Annotated in this window: 14 protein-coding genes; 3 read left to right on the top strand and 11 right to left on the bottom strand. The window is 38.5% G+C overall.

Annotation, left to right across the window (positions count from 1 at the left end; all coding sequences use genetic code 11):
• Positions 1–48: 48 nt before the first annotated feature.
• Positions 49–1,206: a 3D domain-containing protein gene (locus M2919_RS07120; RefSeq protein ID WP_248848493.1), complete on the bottom strand. Its 1,158-nt coding sequence runs from the start codon at positions 1,204–1,206 to the stop codon at positions 49–51.
• Positions 1,207–1,353: 147 nt separating this feature from the next.
• Here M2919_RS07120 and M2919_RS07115 point away from each other — a divergent pair, with 147 nt between their 5' ends.
• Positions 1,354–1,842 (top strand): nucleoside 2-deoxyribosyltransferase, encoded by a 489-nt coding sequence (locus tag M2919_RS07115; RefSeq protein ID WP_126762059.1) that lies wholly within the window; start codon positions 1,354–1,356, stop codon positions 1,840–1,842.
• A 59-nt stretch (positions 1,843–1,901) separates the two neighbouring features.
• Here the strand turns inward: M2919_RS07115 and M2919_RS07110 are convergent, their stop codons facing one another.
• From M2919_RS07110 to M2919_RS10080, 7 genes are all read right to left on the bottom strand, one after another.
• Positions 1,902–3,566, bottom strand: coding sequence for a protein O-GlcNAcase (locus M2919_RS07110; protein ID WP_248848492.1), 1,665 nt, complete (start codon positions 3,564–3,566; stop codon positions 1,902–1,904).
• A 10-nt stretch (positions 3,567–3,576) separates the two neighbouring features.
• On the bottom strand, positions 3,577–5,847 hold the full coding sequence (locus tag M2919_RS07105; protein ID WP_248848491.1) for a glycoside hydrolase family 2 protein: 2,271 nt from the start codon (positions 5,845–5,847) through the stop codon (positions 3,577–3,579).
• Positions 5,848–6,281: 434 nt separating this feature from the next.
• On the bottom strand, positions 6,282–7,958 hold the full coding sequence (locus tag M2919_RS07100) for a formate--tetrahydrofolate ligase (protein ID WP_126762065.1): 1,677 nt from the start codon (positions 7,956–7,958) through the stop codon (positions 6,282–6,284).
• A 125-nt stretch (positions 7,959–8,083) separates the two neighbouring features.
• Entirely contained in the window at positions 8,084–8,587 is a 504-nt protein-coding gene (locus tag M2919_RS07095) for a VanZ family protein (protein WP_023607000.1), read from the bottom strand.
• A 110-nt stretch (positions 8,588–8,697) separates the two neighbouring features.
• Positions 8,698–9,657: a tRNA dihydrouridine synthase gene (locus M2919_RS07090; protein ID WP_248848490.1), complete on the bottom strand. Its 960-nt coding sequence runs from the start codon at positions 9,655–9,657 to the stop codon at positions 8,698–8,700.
• Between the two features lie 103 nt (positions 9,658–9,760).
• Positions 9,761–10,741, bottom strand: coding sequence for a choloylglycine hydrolase family protein (locus M2919_RS07085; RefSeq protein ID WP_248848489.1), 981 nt, complete (start codon positions 10,739–10,741; stop codon positions 9,761–9,763).
• 39 nt (positions 10,742–10,780) lie between these two features.
• Complete coding sequence (locus M2919_RS10080; protein WP_023606997.1) at positions 10,781–10,912, bottom strand: hypothetical protein; 132 nt, start codon at positions 10,910–10,912, stop codon at positions 10,781–10,783.
• 243 nt (positions 10,913–11,155) lie between these two features.
• Between M2919_RS10080 and M2919_RS07080 the strand changes: the two genes are divergently transcribed.
• Positions 11,156–11,998 carry a D-alanyl-D-alanine carboxypeptidase family protein gene (locus M2919_RS07080; protein ID WP_248848488.1) on the top strand — a complete coding sequence of 281 codons (843 nt, stop codon included), beginning with the start codon at positions 11,156–11,158 and terminating at the stop codon, positions 11,996–11,998.
• Between the two features lie 82 nt (positions 11,999–12,080).
• Here M2919_RS07080 and M2919_RS07075 read toward each other — a convergent pair whose 3' ends face one another.
• Positions 12,081–14,204: a DEAD/DEAH box helicase gene (locus M2919_RS07075; RefSeq protein WP_248848487.1), complete on the bottom strand. Its 2,124-nt coding sequence runs from the start codon at positions 14,202–14,204 to the stop codon at positions 12,081–12,083.
• Positions 14,205–14,494: 290 nt separating this feature from the next.
• Between M2919_RS07075 and M2919_RS07070 the strand changes: the two genes are divergently transcribed.
• A complete protein-coding gene (locus M2919_RS07070) occupies positions 14,495–15,364 on the top strand; it encodes a sugar phosphate isomerase/epimerase family protein (protein ID WP_248848486.1) in 870 nt (289 codons plus the stop codon).
• Between the two features lie 52 nt (positions 15,365–15,416).
• Here the strand turns inward: M2919_RS07070 and M2919_RS07065 are convergent, their stop codons facing one another.
• Both M2919_RS07065 and M2919_RS07060 read right to left on the bottom strand, forming a co-directional pair.
• The gene (locus M2919_RS07065) at positions 15,417–17,192 is read right to left on the bottom strand and encodes a glycoside hydrolase family 35 protein (RefSeq protein WP_248848485.1); all 1,776 of its coding nucleotides are present in this window, start codon (positions 17,190–17,192) and stop codon (positions 15,417–15,419) included.
• A gap of 16 nt (positions 17,193–17,208) precedes the next feature.
• On the bottom strand, positions 17,209–18,096 hold the full coding sequence (locus M2919_RS07060) for a carbohydrate ABC transporter permease (protein ID WP_168413334.1): 888 nt from the start codon (positions 18,094–18,096) through the stop codon (positions 17,209–17,211).
• Positions 18,097–18,102 lie beyond the last annotated feature (6 nt).

The raw sequence follows: 18,102 nt of genomic DNA, 5'->3' as shown, positions 1-18,102 counted from the left end.
TATTTAAAAAAAGGTCAAGAAACTGCTCTAACAGTCTTGACCTTTCTCTTATAAGACTTTAAATAAAATACTACGACGGCCAAAGTTTACTGCTTCGCCTTGACTGCCTACAAAGATATCAATAATGTGACCTTTTACAACGCCACCTGTATCTTCCGCACGGTAAACTCCTGAATAAGCTGGGTTACTTGGGACTTCAATCTGTACAAGTGAACCAAGCGGAATAACCGAAGGATCAACCGCAATCGTACGATGTGGTGCAGGTACAGTACCCGTTGCCGTTTTATTTCCTGTTGCTATATACGCTGTCGCTTGACCAGAAAGCATATTACCTGATTGATTTTGCTCAGGAGCTGCTGGTTTTTCCGGCGCCGGTGTTGGTGCTGGCGCTGGCTTTGTTTCTGTTTGAGGCGCTTCGCTTGTTTCTGGTTGAGAAGGTGCTGTCGTAGCACTCTCCGTGTTAGCTGTTTGTGCTGCTTTCTCCGCTGCTTCTTTCTCTTTGCGCACCTTTTCTTGTTGTTCACGTTTCGCTTTTTCTTGCGCTTCACGTTCACGACGCTCTTTAGATTCTTGCGCGATTCGACGGTCTGTTAAATCTTTTAACACCGTATTATTTTCAGCTAACTTCTCTTCCAATCCAGCCATCTCAGAGTCTAATGCTTGTTGCTCTGTCTTAACAGATGCTTGCTGTGTTTTTAATTCTTTTTGAGTTGTTTCCAGTTCTGTTTCTAATGTCGTCAAACGCTCTTGCTCTGCGAATAATGACGCTATTTTTTCTGATTCTGCCGATTGCATTACCGTCACGGCATACGCCCGACTTAAAAAGTCAGATAAATTTTCTGCTTCTAAAATCGTTTGAATCCCCTCACGACTTGCTCCCTTTAATTGCAAGCCCTTCAAACGTTCTGCTACAACTTCTTTTCGTTTAGCAATCGTAGCTTTCGTTACACCAATCTCTTTTTGAGTTTCATCAATACGTTTTTCTGATGATGCAATATTTTTTTCAATTTCAGCTATTGCTTCGTATTTTTTATTAATAGAAGCCATCACATTAGTAATCATTGAATCTATTTGTTCCGACTCATCTTTCACTTGTTGTTCTTTTTCTTTTATCTCACGTGTTGATTCTGCATAGGCAGGGACACTAAATGAGGTTAGCGACAAACAAGCTAATAAAAGATAAGTCATCATCTTTTTAGGATTCACTCAATACAACACCTTTCTCACGTTTCATTCTCTCTCCAATATTATACGACTTTAATAATTATCATATGTAACAATCTCTTTACAAAATGTTACGATATGATGTACGCTTTAAACACAACATTAACTATTTTATAGGAGTGAAGTAAAATGTCAACCCAAACATACTATGCTGCCCCGCTCTTCTCAGATATGGAACGCTTTTATAACGAGTATCTCGTCAAAAAGCTGCGCGAGCATTTTCCAAATGAAACATTCTATGTGCCACAAGAACAAGGCGATATCAATGACAAGCAGCAATATGCTGACTCTAAAAAAATTGCCATGTATGACACGAATGCCCTATTAGATAGCCGCCTTATGATAGCCGTCCTAGATGGTGCGACCATTGACGTTGGGGTTGCTTCAGAAATTGGGGTTGCTTATCAAGCTGGTATTCCAGTTGTCGGTCTGTATACGGATAGTCGTCAACAAGGAGCCGACAACCCTGAAAAAATTGCGGCCTTAAAAGAAGTCGCTGAATCTCAGTTTTCCTATGCGAACCTCTACACCATTGGCTTGATTAAATTAAATGGTAAAGTAGTCGCGAGTGAAACAGAATTTTTTGAGACACTTGCCTCATTCTATGACACACTTTAAATCCGTATAAAAACGTGAGAAGTATGCTCTAAAATACGCATACCACTCACGTTTTTCTGCTACTTACTTGATTCTCTTTCCTTTACCTTAGGTGCTACATAGCGAGCAATAAGATCAGTGCCAATACGATGTGGATAGTCCTGTAAAGCTGTCAATTTTTCTCTAACCCCTTCTACATCTCCCGCACGATAAGCTTGCCACACATCCCAATCTTTTTCCGCTCGAACTAGCCACGGTCCTACCGCTTTTTGAAACGCGTCATTTGGAAACGCATGAAGTTTCTGTGCTGCTTGATAGAGCCGTTTTAATTCGGCTTCAATTTGTTCTTCGTCCTCATTCATCAATGCCAACGATTGCGTCAATGAAACCGTCTCACGCGTGAAATGATTAGGATTAAAGGCTGCCCATGTCAGCATCGCTTCTGCAAATTCTTCTCCTGCATAATGCTGTATAATGTCTTGCCAAGACGCGTCCAAATTAAACCCATCACTATCCCATAGAAAATCGCGCATACTTAGAATCGTAAGCTTAGAAGCTTCCCACTGCGCCATTGGATTTGAAACAACGCCTACTACTTGATACTGAGTGTCTGCTAAACGTGGTGAACGACTCTCATACGGGCTCAAGAAAAGTAACTCATAGTCTTTCAAATAGTCATTCACGGGAATATTATCCCAAATGACTATCGGACGTTGATATGCTTGCGCCATTGTTTGAATATCTTCCGTGCGAATATGCGCAGCCAACGTTGCCGGTCCCGTCCAAAACAATGGGACTTCTGGAGCCAAATGCTCATTTAAAAGTTCTAGATATAAAGAATCATGATGATTATCATACTCTGTCGGGCAAGCGACCAGTGTATACGTCGCTAGTGTTTGCTTTAAGTAGTCATTTACTTGGTTGACTAAAAAAGCATGCGCAATCGCTGAATGTTCAAAAATAATTTTTGGTTGTCCTTTTAAAATATAGTCAATATCGTCTAACAACAAACCAAAGTTACGAATTCCTAAATCAATCATTTGTTTTAATTTATCCGTTAGAACTTTTATTTCACTTGGTTGTGTATAATCAATATCATTTCCTGGACTAATCATGTAATAAAAGTCAACATTTTGTGATTCAGATTCGGCTAACAGCTCTTTAAATTTTTCTAAATCAGCTTCAGAGTAGTGCTCACGCCACTTTTTACGCTGAAGTTCATCATCCTTCGGCGCATACATATACGTATTCATCCGCTCTTCCCCTAAGAATCGGATAACGTCTAAACGATCTTCATGTGTCCAAGGAATCCCGTAAAACCCTTCAATTACCCCACGCATATTAAATGACGGCTCGTGCGCTACCGTGACAATCGGAACACACCAATAATCGCCACGTTTAGTCACTCCTTTCATCAAAGCTTCAATGGCGTAACGTAACCCACGCATGTGTTGCGTCCGCACAACGATATTCTTATCCGATGTTATTTCTAAATAAAAACTGTCACCTGACATCTGACGGTCAAACTCATGTATCAAAGTGAAATCATATTCTTCTTGAGTGTCATTATTAACCCAACGAATCGCTTCACGCGTTATTTCTTCATTAATTAAAGAGGTTGCCGTCTGAAAACGAAAATATTTTCCTACGAACCTAATGATCATTTTATCCTTTTGTACAAAGTGATAGGCACCTTTTGTATAAACTTCTTGATAATCTTGCAAAGCATGTTGTAGTTGATTCATCTTATTCCTCCTAGTTTTTTTTAACGGGAATCGTTAGTCTTTGACTGAATGTTCCGGATTGAACTATCAGTTGGATATCTTCGTGACAATCATTAAGCGAACGCACCCATACACTCGCTGACCCGCCAATTAACGCCACCGTTTCAGGTGTTAATAGCTCACCGTTTTCAATTTGGATGGTGACACTTCCCATTAAAAATGGCAATACATTGTCCATTTGATCGACTGCTTGAATACCGACTCGCACGGTATCCCAACTATCACGATTATCAAGTGCTCGCTCTTCATCCACGTAAACGTTCAATCCCGCCCAAATTGGATTGTGACAATAGGATTGACGCGCGACTTCCTGACCAGCAATTTTTCCAACAAACGTAATATCAGAAAACGCATGGCCCCACATAATATCCATATTTTTAATTAAAATAGGTGGGTAAGGTAACGACGGATATAAATCTTCTTGACGCGTAAAGGTTTCAATATACTGACCAGCATAATGCAACTCTACCTCATCACAGTTAGTGAAGACAAAAATAGGCATATTCATTCCCATATTTCGATCACCACGTGTCCAGTGTGTCAGAGGCGTCATCACAACCCGTTCTTCAGGGGATTGTTGACTGGCATAAACACTCGCCGCCCACTTTGGCTCGCGATAAGCATCCATTACACCGTGATAACAAATACGGTCACCTGAGCCAAAGTCTGCATGTGTATTATAGTCAAAGGCACACCAACCAATCGCTCCACTATTCTGACGTTGTTCATACATCTTATTTAAGACTGCCGCATGACGTAGGGCATGTTCTGTCAGACGCTCTTCTTGATCAAATCGTTTCGTAGGAAACATATGACCGGCATATTCTGTGACCATATAAGGAGTCTCAGCATTTCCTGTTACTTGTTTAGGGTCACGTAATACTGTAATGGCATCATTTCCATGCGTTTCATCATACGTCTTCACGTGAATCAAGCGTGATAATTTATCTTTATCACCACCGTCATAAATAAAATCATTCATCGTATAAACATCTTCTAAAAAGTCACTGTTTTCCATGTAACGCACACCGCCTGTTTGACGACTAGGGTCAGCTTTTTTAGCCATCTCATTCGTTCGAGTATATAATTCATGATGGTCCCATGATTCATTAACACGAACCCCCCACAAAACAATCGATGCATGGTGGCGGTCTCGTAAAATCATCTCTCGGACATTTTCAACCAATACCTCTTGCCATTCCCCTTCGCCAATATGTTGCCAGCCGGGAATCTCTTCAAAAACAAGCAAGCCTATCTCATCACAACGATCCAAAAACGCAGGCGCTTGAGGATAATGAGACGTTCTTACCAAATTTAATCCCAACTCATATTTTAAAATATCCGCATCCCGTCGTTGCGCACTATCAGGCATAGCATAACCCGTATGCGGAAAAGACTGGTGACGGTTAAGACCACGAATCTTCACTAATTCACCATTTAAATAAAAGCCTGTGTCGGTAAAAAGAGCTTCCCTAAAACCATGACGAAACACATAATCATCTTGTTTACCAATCGATACCGTCACGTCATATAAAGAAGGTTGTGTTAAATCCCATTCTTCTACATTGGATAGCACGCCTAGTTCACATGCAAACTCGCCTGATTTATCTAGTTGAAAATACTTTTTAACTAGCGTCTGATTATCTTTTGCAACGGTAACAGTAAGTGTTTTACTCGCGTCCTCGGTCAGACTGACCCATTCCCCTACTAAACGCACATCATAAACTCCTTCACTGTGACGGGTGGTTTGAAGATAGGGATGCTGAATAAAGTTAGTAGAACGATACTCTAGCGCTACTTCTCGATAAATCCCACTATAAGTGAGATAGTCTATCGTCCCTCCAAAAGGTGGAATATCCGACCGTTCACTACCGTCTACTACTACAGCAAGCACCACTGGACCCGTTTCCGTTACATTTTCAGGCAAGCGATACTCAAAAGGCGTGTACCCTCCCTTGTGACGACATACTTCTTGACCGTTCAAATAAAGTTTGGCGTAACCCATTACCCCTTCAAAACGAATGTAGGTCGCTTCTCCAATTTCTTGAGTGAGTATATAATAATAACAACTTTTCTTTTGATAGCATTTTTCATCAAAATAGTTTAAAGGTAATAGTTCTGTCGTATGTGGTAATCTCACTTCTGTCAACTGTAGAACCTCATCGACAGTCTTAAATTCATCTCCAACTTGGTACGTTTCTTTAAAATACCAATGATAATTCATTCGTTCTTTTTTACGCATGCGCTTTCCCTTCTTTCATTCTCTGTATGACCGATTCTGTCGGACAATAACTAACTAGTATCATCATAGCAAACTTTATGGAAACGCAACCAAAATCACAAAAAACACCAAGCAAATTTTTATTACACATTGACAATCTTTACTATTTTTATTTTCATAACACTTATTTCATCTTTTTAATAACATTTATTCACATTTTTTTCATATTTAAGGTCTATTATATAGACATACCAACAAACAACCCTAACAAAACTTTTCATTATTTACTCCTCCAAAGTAAATAAAAATCTCCTTTCTCCCTTGGTACCCTCTGAGGGAGATTCCTTTGAAATAGTCCTAAGCTTTGCTTAGGACTATTTTTTTGTGCAACAAAAAATGCTGAGAAACTGAATATCCAGTTTCTCAGCATTTTAAAATAACACACTATATGACTATTAAAACAAACCTGTAATCTTTCCATCGCGGTCAATATCAATCCGCTCTGCTGCCGGTGATTTTGGTAAACCTGGCATCGTCATCATATCACCTGCTAAAGCAACAATAAATCCAGCCCCCGCTGACACTTTCAACTGCTTAATATTAATCTCAAAATCCTCTGGCGCTCCTAGTGACTTCGGATTATCTGAAAAGGAATACTGAGTCTTCGCCACACAAATCGGATACGTACCAAAACCAAGACGCTCGAGATTGGCCATTTCTCTTTTCGCAGCAAGAGAGAGAACCACACCTTTTCCACCATACACTTTTTGGACAATCTTATTAAGTTTCGTTTCAATCGAATCTTCTGAGTCATAGGCATATTGGAAAGTCGATGCGTGCTCTGCTAAGGAAACTACTTTCTCAGCCAGCTCAATCGCTCCCTTACCCCCTTTAGCCCAGACTTCTGAAACGGCTACTTCTACGCCTAATTGACGACAAGCTGCTTCAACCGCCTCTTGCTCAGCTATCGTGTCTGTTGGAAATTGATTAATCGCGACTACAACCGGCATACCATATACCTCTTGTATCGTCGCAATATGCTTCATTAAATTCGGTAAACCAGCTTCAACCGCCGACACATCTTCTGTTCCTAAATCAGCAAGTGCGACCCCACCGTGCATTTTTAAAGCACGAATGGTTGCGACTAATACAACCGCATCCGGCTGAACAGATCCCAAGCGGCATTTTATGTCCATAAACTTCTCCGCGCCTAAATCCGCACCAAACCCTGCTTCTGTTACAGTATAATCAGCAAGCTTTAACGCTAACTTCGTAGCCAACAAACTATTACAACCATGAGCAATATTAGCAAAAGGACCCCCATGAATTAACGCAGGTGTATGTTCCAACGTTTGGACGAGGTTAGGATTCATCGCTTCTTTTAACAACGCCGCCATAGCGCCCTCAGCCTTCAAATCACCGGCTGTCACAGGCTCTCCTGCAAAATTATAGGCCACAATAATACGACGTAACTTCTCTTTTAAATCCTCCAAGTCATGAGCTAAACATAAAACAGCCATAATTTCAGAAGCTACAGTGATATCATAACCATCTTCACGAGGTACACCATTTGCTTTCCCTTGCAATCCATCCACAATATAACGCAATTGACGGTCGTTCATATCGACGACACGTTTCCAAGTAATACGACGTGTATCAATCTCTAATGCATTGCCATGATGAATGTGATTATCCAACATTGCCGCTAGCAAATTATTGGCCGCCCCAATCGCATGAAAATCACCTGTAAAATGCAAGTTAATATCTTCCATTGGGACAACCTGAGCATAGCCACCACCCGCAGCTCCGCCTTTCATACCGAAAACAGGGCCAAGTGAAGGCTCACGCAACGCTAACATTGCTTTTTTTCCAATCTGACGCAAGCCATCTGCTAGACCAACAGAGGTCGTTGTTTTCCCCTCACCAGCAGGGGTAGGCGTCATCGCTGTCACTAAAATCAGCTTCCCATCAGCGTCTTGAGAACGGCGCTCAAGCTCACGGTGATCAATCTTAGCTTTATAACGTCCATATAAATCATACTGCTCTTCCGATAACCCTAATTGCGAGGCAATCTCGTGAATAGGCTTCATCTTGACTTGGTTAGCAATTTCAATATCTGACAAATGTGACATTTTAACCTCTCCTTTTCCTAATAAATTCGTGCTTCTATCCTTTCATTTCACATGCTCCTACTAAACGTATTATAGCACCTCAATCGTCATTGCGTAAAAAAAACATGCGTAAAAACGCATGTTTTTTAATTAATCAGAATGACCGCTAACAATAACCCAACCGAAAGTAATAGTAAGACACTTCCTACCATAACTAATCGTTCATCCAATTTACCATTAGGAAATTGACGACGTAACAAGGCATACACACCCATACCTAACACTCCTCCACTCACGTTTGTCAGAATATCCGTAATATCCGACGCGCCGATTTGTAATAAATACTGCATTAACTCAATCATAAAACTAAAAATAAATAGATAACCGATTTTTTGCCAGACATTACTTTTTTTAGCCACAATACCTAATAAGCCACCAAACGGGACAAAAATCAAAAAATTATTCCACAACTCACTACGATCAATCATGCCATTTACTTTCGCCGAGTCGCCAAACGGAATGACATTAATCCGACGCATGTTTAACTGCATCATTTCACGAAAATCATCTGCCGAAATCGAAAACTTAAACAGCAAAATCCAGACTAATACGATTAAATATACCAACAATAAATACTTACCCTTCTTCATACACGTTGCCCCTCATCTTTTCTCTTACCTTCATCATACCAAAAAAGCCCGATAGTCAAAATCGGACTTTAGATGTAACCTGTTTATTTTTATCACTTTAATACGCCTTATTATTCGTCAAAAAACTCCTTTAACAACGCTCGCACTTCATCTGTCGACTTTGTGTTCATCAAACTAGCTCGTAAATCACTCGCGCCAGGAAAACCTTTGACATAAATTTTAAAGAAACGATGTAAGCCAATGATTGAGCGTGGCACCATCTCCGCATAGTGATCTTGTAAATCAAGTTGTAACTGAAGTAAGCCTAATAATTCTTCTGTACTATGCTCGCGCGGTTCTTTTTCAAAAGCAAAAGGATTTTTAAATATGCCACGACCAATCATAATACCGTCCACACCATATTTCTCTGCTAGAGCCAAACCAGCTGTACGATCCGCAATATCGCCATTAATCGTAATCAACGTTTGAGGAGCGACACGGTCACGTATCGCCATAATCTCGGGTATCATATCCCAGTGAGCGGGTACTTTACTCATCTCATCTCGCGTCCGCAAATGTATCGATAAATTTGCAATATCTTGTTCCAACAAGTGAGTAATCCAAGCCGTCATCTCTTCCCGTTCATGATAACCAATCCGTGTCTTCACACTGACAGGCAAGCCACCAGCTTTCGCTGCTTCAATTAATGTGGCAGCCACATCAGGTCTTAAAATAAGTCCGCTCCCTTTTCCACGTCCCGCAACATTTGGGACAGGACATCCCATATTAATATCAATGCCTTTAAAACCCATTTCAGCGACACCCATACTCATTTCACGGAAAAAGTCAGGATTATCTCCCCAAATGTGTGCCACAATCGGCTGTTCATCTTCAGTAAAGACAAGACGTCCTCGTACACTTTCCTTGCCATCTGGGTGACAAAAACTATCCGAATTAGTAAATTCAGTAAAAAAGACATCCGGTGCGCCAGCTTCTTTAACGACATGACGAAACACGACATCCGTAACATCTTCCATCGGTGCTAATATAAAAAAAGGCTTCGGTAATGCTGCCCAAAAGTTTTCTTTCATTTTTCTACTCCATTCTTATACCTTACGACATCGTTAAAAATCATTGCTATTATACTAATAATACAAAAAAGAAGCAAAATAAATCTTTGCTTCTTGTATCGTTTTATATTAGAGAGTTCGACTTAAACGCTGTCGGCACTTTAAACTCGATTGGTTCAGAAGCAGTCAATAAGGCTTCTGTTAAAACCACATCATAAACCTGTTGCGCGTGATAAGGTTTAAAATAATAACGTTTTTGTTGACTATCATACACCGATAAATACTGCGTATAATCCATAGAGCCATCATCCTTTATATTAACTCCTTTAGGAATCGACACACTGTTAAGCAAATGAAACAAGGCATTAATCGTTTCATCAGAAGTACTGCCCGTGTCAATATGCTGACGATGATAAACTGCGCGTACAAAACGCTCAGGTGATGTATGCCCACCAGGTAAGCCATACGTTCCGGAACCTTGCCCAAAAGGTTGTATAACATGAGATCCGATGGTCTGATGTTCAAAATTAACTGGACGTAAACTTAAATAGTTATTTAAATTCTTTAAATGCCACTCAAATTCGGGGCTATTCGTCATCACGCCTACAGGATTTTCTTTCATTTCTAACTCGCCGCGATTCGTTTCTAATACCACACTACGACCCGTCGCGTCTGTCACACTAAAATGAAGTGGTGGGACTATCCCTAAAAGTGCCACTTCGCGACTAACTAAATGAATCTCGGGTAGTCGCACCTCTAACTCAGCTATATTTTTAATCTCGCCCAACAACCACATGATGAGTTCTTGTGGGGCTAAATTAAATTTACCTTCTGCCGGAGTGTCATGATAGTGTGCTTCATGTAAAAAATATAGCTCTGCGACAGTCAAACCTGCTTCATTCATTCCGTCTGCTACATAATACGTTTCTAAACGACGACCCGTACCCACAAAACCATAACGCGTCGTCTGCATCGGTGCTAAAATAGGTTGCCACTGATACTGACGTGGAATAACTAAAGGATGCCCGTCTAACTGAAAACCAAAATCCATCGTTCGACCAAAAAAGTTGCCTGACTGATTGAAATAGGTAATACTTGTACACATTTTTACCACTCCTCTATTAAATCCCCACGCCCAGCACTGTTACTTATTAAAAATTTTAGGCCCTTTACGCATATTTTTCCGGTCGTTTTTCGGAGCCGTTTTGGTTTGCGTTTGACGTGCGGTTGTTTGTTTAGCGTCAATGATAGCTTGCATTTTTTCTTTTGCGTTCATGTTGTTCCTCACTATTACTTTAGACTAAGTGTTGTAACACTCGTTTTTATCATAACATTTTACAAGAGCCTATCGCAAATCAGATTGACACTCTTAAATTAAAAAATAATTACGATAAAATAACGAAAGACCTTTGAAGTTTTTATAAAGGTTTCAAAATAAAATTGCGACTAAAGTACAATATTATTAAAAAAATAACTATGATAGTATTTAGTCATTAAAATAACAACTGGAGATGTCAATATGAAAAAAATCAGAGTGTTAATCGGTCTACTATTAGTCGGGATTATCCTATTTAAAGGTGTCACTTTTTATCAAACAGGCACCTTTCATCTAAAAGGCAAGAAAATGTACAGTCAAAGTGCGATTCTGGTAGATGAAACCGGCAAAACAATCGCCTCTAAGCAAAAAAACAAGAAAATAGCCCCTGCTTCTTTAGCTAAGATGATGACAGCTATCGTTGCTTTAGAAAAGCTACCTGATATTAATACGACCACGCTAGTAGATAGCCAACAGACTAATCAACTGCTAGCACAAGATGCTTCGATGGCTGGCTTTACTCCTGGTAGCACGGTTACGGTGAGACAACTTCTTTATGGGTTAATGCTTCCATCTGGCGCCGATGCCGCTGTCTCACTCGCTATGACAGCTTCTGGTAGTGAAGAACAATTCGTCCAAGAGATGAATCAAAAAGCGGCTGATCTTGGAATGACGAATAGTCATTTTACCAATCCCTACGGCACATCAGATGACGAGCAATATGCGACGGTGTCCGACTTGGCCAAGCTTTTAACATACGCTTTAGAAAACGGTCATTTCAGAGCGATATTTACATCTCCTGTTTTTCAAGATGATAGCTATCTTTTTTATAGTAGTACGTTTAACGCTTTTGGTGACCCTCAGTTAAAAAACGGGTATTTACTTGGTGGAAAGACTGGCTTTACAGACGAAGCAGGTTTATGTTTAGCTAGCTTGGCAGAAGTAAAAGGAAAAGAGTACATACTTATCACAGTAGGTGCCGATGGCGATCACCACACAGAGCCTTTCCACACGATAGACGCTCGACATATTTATGATAGTTTGTAATAAGATTAAAAGTATAGATTACATAAAAACATCCTTGATGCCTAGTAATAGTACATCTTTACTTAGGACATCAAAGATGTTTTTAACTCTTTACTTGTTCTAAACGCTCTTTTTCCATTTGTAAAATTTTCTGTTTTGCTTTCTCTTCACTAATCTGGTTATTTTCAAAGTTCTCTCTGTCGACTACTTCCGATTCACGTGCGTATAAATCAAATAAATATGTTTTGTATCCCAATACTTCTAACATACTCTCATCTATGCTTTCTTCTGTTAAAAGTCGATGTACACGAACTTTACGAGTTTGCCCCATGCGATAGGCCCTACTGATTGCCTGATTTTCTGTAGATGGCTTCCACTGTGGTTCACATAATATAACAATATTTGCTGCTTGTATATTTAATCCCACTCCACCAGCACTGACCTGACTAATTAACACATGTTTATCCTGTGACTTACTAAACTCTGTAATTATCTCTTGACGCCTATCACTTTTAACGTCTCCTGAAATAATATCAAACGTGTCTTCTTCTAAATAAGAATGTACTAAATGTAACACTTCTTTGAAAAAAGAAAAAATAATAACTTTACTTTTATCTTTTTTTGCTTGTTCACATATTTCTAGCAATCTATACAGTTTAGGAGATTGCTCGGGTGTTTTACCTTGAAATGCTGATCTTCTCATTGACATTAACTTCCCCATGCTAACAGCCTGATCATAAAATATTTTTTCTTTCTTTCCAAATGGCAACCATTCTTCTTTGATTTCCAAATCTGGTAACTCTTTTAATACATCCTTTCTATTTCTTCTCAAATACACAGTTTGAATCGTTTTTTTAAAATTATTAGGCTCCAATTTATAAAAATGTTCAGAAAGTTGGTTACCAATCGATGGATTTAATTGGGTCACTAGTTGCTTCATCTCATCAATTCTATTTTCTAGAGGTGTTCCCGACATGAACAACACATACTCCGCTACATCGCTCAAAGTATAAACATTTTTAGAGCGTTGAGCTTCTGGATTTTTTATGTAATGCGCCTCGTCCACGACCAGTACATCTAGTTCCCCTGCAGCTATATTTAAATGTTTCGTGTGTTCGTATGTTGTTATCATAACTCCACCCGTAATAAGCCACTCTTGAAGTGCTACTTCACGTTTTTGTCCATGAAAAACAGTTAACGGTAGTTCAGAAAACTTCTTAATTTCATGCGTCCAATTCAACAAGATGCTGTATGGACAAACAACTATTGCATAACGTTGATTATTTTGAAAAAGATGATTAATTAGACCCAGTGCTTGTATTGTTTTCCCCAGTCCCATTTCATCTCCTAAAAGCGTCCGCTTAAAGTGCAACGCATACTTAGCTCCAAATAATTGATAGCTTCGAAATTGTATGTGAAGATTATCCGTATTTATAGGAAAACTATTTACTTCATCAACTATTCGAGATGGCAAGTCATCTGTCATCTGATCAAAACTAACCCCTATAACATTTTCTATCTCCACGTAATAAGAAATGCTATCTTGACTAAAATCTGTGGTAATGTCTTGAATCTTATTATCTTTAAATAAAGAATTGTATTTACTTTTTATGGTTTCTAGTTCTGATTGAACGCTAGCACTATTTAAAAAAGAAATTGCCTCATTAATTTGTTTTTTAACTGACTTTTTTTGAAAAAGCTCGCTTATCACACCTCTTTTGTTAGCCGCTAGAGTTAACTTATCTCCTATTTTCTGTTCTAAAAACATCAAATCATTCAATAGTTCCTCTACTTCCAAATGTTGATTTTTCTTTTGATAAACCGCCGATAGAAGCTCTTGCTCTTTATACGATAGATTTTCTAAATCAATGACTGGATGAATGTCCTTTTCAAGTGATTTTTTAACAACTTTCAAAGCCACCTGAATCTCGTCAACCCAAAAGCTACCAAAAAATTGCTCTAGTTTTGATTTTTCTTCGTTCATTACATCAAAAATTGTATGATAGCCACGATTAACAAGCCAATTAATTGGGATACTAGGGTCAACTGTCGAAAGTATATCAACTGATAATTTTTTACAGTATTCGTGTACAGCTTCATTTTTTAATTTTTCCCAAGCTTCTTCAATATTAGCATTATAGTACGATAGATTCCGTTCTCTTAAATCATAGTAAATTTGATTTAAACTAGTTTTTAAATTAATAACATCTTTTTTTGATTTGATCATGTTAATAACTCCAATATCACTATCCTGTTTTTATATTGATTACTCTTAATATAAGTCACTTTTTTTAAATTGTCTAATTAATAAACAAGCAGACTAATGATTAGATATCCACCCCCTATCCACCCGTTTCATAATAAAAATCCACTATACGTTGTATTATTTTTATCTTTTCTCTCTTTATGAAGCACACGCTATCATTATGCTTTATAATAATGATAGCGTTATCACGTTCGCTTATTATGAGTTTATAGTTATAAATAATACATTGTTAACAGAAAGGATTTGGTAAAATGACACGCATTGCTTGTAGCACGTACAGTTTTAATCAATTAATTTCCAAAGGTGAAATATCACAGCTTGAGTCGCTCCAACTTGCAAAAGAAATGGGGTTTGATGCTATCGAAATTGTCGACCTCATTCACGATGAATCCATTGCGGAACGTGACTATGTTTATCAATTAAAAGAAGAATTAGAACGACTAGATTTCCCAATCACTAGTTTTACTTTTCATGCCAATTTACTCCATGAAGATGCAGAACAAACTCATTTAGAAATTAAGCGCATTAAAAAAATGATTGACTACGCCGAAATTCTCGGCGCAAAGAGAATACGACATGATGTCGCATGGGGACAATCTAAAAAATCTTTCGATATCGTTTTACCTGACTTAGCTCTCGCTTGTCGAACGATCACCGAATATGCCGCCAACAAGCAAATCATCACTATGGTAGAAAATCACGGATTTTTCGTTCAAGATAGTGACCGTATGGAAAAACTTTACAATCAGGTTCACCATCCTAATTTTAAACTACTCATCGATGTCGGAAACTTCCTATGTGTAGACGAATCCCCAGTTCACGCAGTGAGTCGTCTGGCTCCTTTTGCTGAATATGTTCATATCAAAGACTTTCATGTCAAAAGTGGTCGAGAAGCAGCACCTGGTGAAGGCTTTTTTGAAACACGTGGGGGGAACTTTTTACGAGGAGCCATCATCGGTCATGGAAATGTACCACTGACACAATGCTTTAATAGTTTAAAAAACAGTGGTTATCAAGGGGATGTGGCCATTGAATTTGAAGGCATGGAAGATAATCGAGAGGGCGTACGCATTAGTTTAGAAAACGTTCGAAAACAGCTGTCTGAGTATCTCCGAAAATAAAAAGATAGTATCCTTAACTGGATACTATCTTTTTACTATGTCTTCTACCATGTTAATCAATAGACTCTGGATGAACCGTAATAGGTTCACTTGAAAAATGAATTTCAGTAATCTCTACTTCTTCTGTTTCAAAGAGAACGAGCTTATTCTTTCCTACTTTTAGCAAGTCAAAAGGAATGAACATTGTGTGGAAAGGCCCTTTTTTCCAGTACTTTCCGATATTAAAATCATTTAAAAAGGCAGAACCTTTTCCTAGATTACCTATATATAAATACGTATCTTTTGCTTCTGTAACATCAAACTCAAATTCATAGAAAGTAGGGCCGCTGCTAACACCTCGGTCAAAATCTACTTGGTCCGTATTGTCTAATGAAAGTGGATAATGTTTCCAGCCTGAAATGTAATGAAGGTCTTGCATGACACCTGAACGAATACCTTTTCTCTGATGTGGCGCAACTAAATAACGACCGTAGTTGTTACGCCCCATGTTTTCAACGAGAACTTGTAAGTGACTCGTCTTATTGCCAGCTTCAACTTCAAATGTTCTTCCTAAACTATCTTGATATTGTGTTTCAATTAACTCATGATTCAAATAAATTTGTGCACGGTCATTGGCTTCTACTAGCTTTGTCCGCATTCTTGTCTCTTGTATAGGACGCACTGTTTCATATAGCACATAACCATAGTTTTGGTCTATCTCTTCCATTGGTAATGTGACATCATTAATAATTGCCTCGCTAATAGTTTCAAGCGTATTAAATAACGAAACTTTTCGTTTTACTTTGACACTAGGTGGTGCCATAGTAGGTGAAATAATCGGGTCTTCAAAGTGATTTTCAGGAAATAGTTTTTGAATCTCATTTTTTATTGCAAAGTACTTGGCCGTCGGATTGGCACTCTCTGTTAGCGGCGCGTCATAATCATATGATGTCACTTGCGGTAAGTTACCGTTAGGCGTATCTGACGTTCCGTTATAAAAGCCGAAGTTTGTCCCACCGTGGAACATATAAAAATTAATACTCCCCATCTCTAACACTTTTCTTGTTTCTTCCGCCGTTTCAAAGGGATCGCGTTTAATCGTAGGCTCCCCCCAGTTATTAAACCACCCGTCCCAGAACTCCATACACATCAATGGTTTTTTGACATTATGCTGTGCCATAAAGTCTTGCAAAGCACCAAAGTTTTTTTCAGCGTTCGAGCCGAAGTTAGCTGTTGGTAAAATATCCTCTTCCATCAGCGTTCCTGCCTCTAATACTTCTTTCCAACCACCGTCTGATGTTACGAAGGGCACATTGATTCCTAATCGTTCCATTAAATCTTTTTGCTTAGATAAATAAACTTTATCATCCGAATATGAGCCGTACTCATTTTCAATTTGTACCATGATGACATTTCCACCATTAGTATACTGATACTTAGCAATTCGTGGAATCAATTCTTGATAATAACGTTCTAAAGCGCTCATAAATTTAGGATCTTGGCTTCTAATTCTTACATGGTCTTTCAATAACCATGCCGGTAACCCACCGTATTCCCACTCAGCACAAATATAAGGCGAGGGTCTTAATATGATATATAAGCCCAAATCTTGTGCTTCCTCAATAAATTTTTCTAAATTAGCAAGATGTTCAAAGTAAAACTCATTAGGCCTTGGTTCATGTAAGTTCCAAGGGACGTATGTCTCGACCGTATTGGCGCCCATGGCTTTTAAGTTAAATAAACTTTGATGCCATTTTCCTGGTGTGATTCTAAAATAATGTACAGCTCCTGAAATTAATCGTGTTGCTTTTCCATCAATGTAAAATTCTTCTTTAATTTCAAATTTCATATCATGAACGCTCCTTCTATTCTTTAACAGATCCTAAAACTAAACCACTTATTAAAAACTTCTGCATGATTGGATAAATGATTAAAATAGGTATCATCGAAACTAAAATTTTGGCTGAATTTAATGTTAATGACGAAACTTTTGACATTGCGACAATTTCTTCTTTAGACATCTCTTTCATTTGGTCTGTTTGTAACATTAATTGTTGTAAATACGTTTGCAAAGGTATTTTCGTTTGGTCATTAATATAAATGAGTCCATCGAAGAAATTATTCCAATGTCCTACGATGATAAATAGTGTGATTGTTGCAATCGATGGGAGTGAAATGGGTAAAAATACTTTGAGCAACACGGTTAGCGGTGAAGCACCGTCAATAATTGCCGCTTCTTCTAATGAACTAGGAATACCTTTAAAGAAATTCATCATTAAAATGATGTTAAAGACGGAAACAGCTCCTGGTAGAATTAACGCCCATAAGGTATTGATTAAGCCCATTTTCGTCACAACAAAGTATGTAGGAATAATGCCGCCATTAAATAACATTGTAAACATTAGTACCCACATATAAACATTTCTATATTTAAACTGTTTCGTCGTACGTGATAAAGGAAATGCCATAAAAATAACTAAAATTAAATTTAAGCCTCCTCCAAATATTACTCGCTTAATCGATACAAAAAACGCGCGCCAGAACGCCTTGTCTGTCATGATTTTTTCGTATGACCCTGTCGTAAAATCAACTGGTAAAAAAGTCACCTGTCCGCTGTTAGCTGCCGTACTTGAACTAAATGATATAGCAATCGTGTTAATTAAAGGCGCTAACGAAAGAAAGGCGGCAAAGAGTAAAATTGCGTAGATGATGACCGTTACAATGCGGTAGCTTGTTGTTTTAGATGCAACCATTTCTTC

It is taken from the genome of Vagococcus lutrae (assembly GCF_023299185.1).
Lineage (GTDB): Bacteria > Bacillota > Bacilli > Lactobacillales > Vagococcaceae > Vagococcus_A > Vagococcus_A lutrae.
The sequence above is the reverse complement of the archived record's forward strand: the minus strand, read 5'-3'. Positions and strand labels throughout refer to the sequence as shown.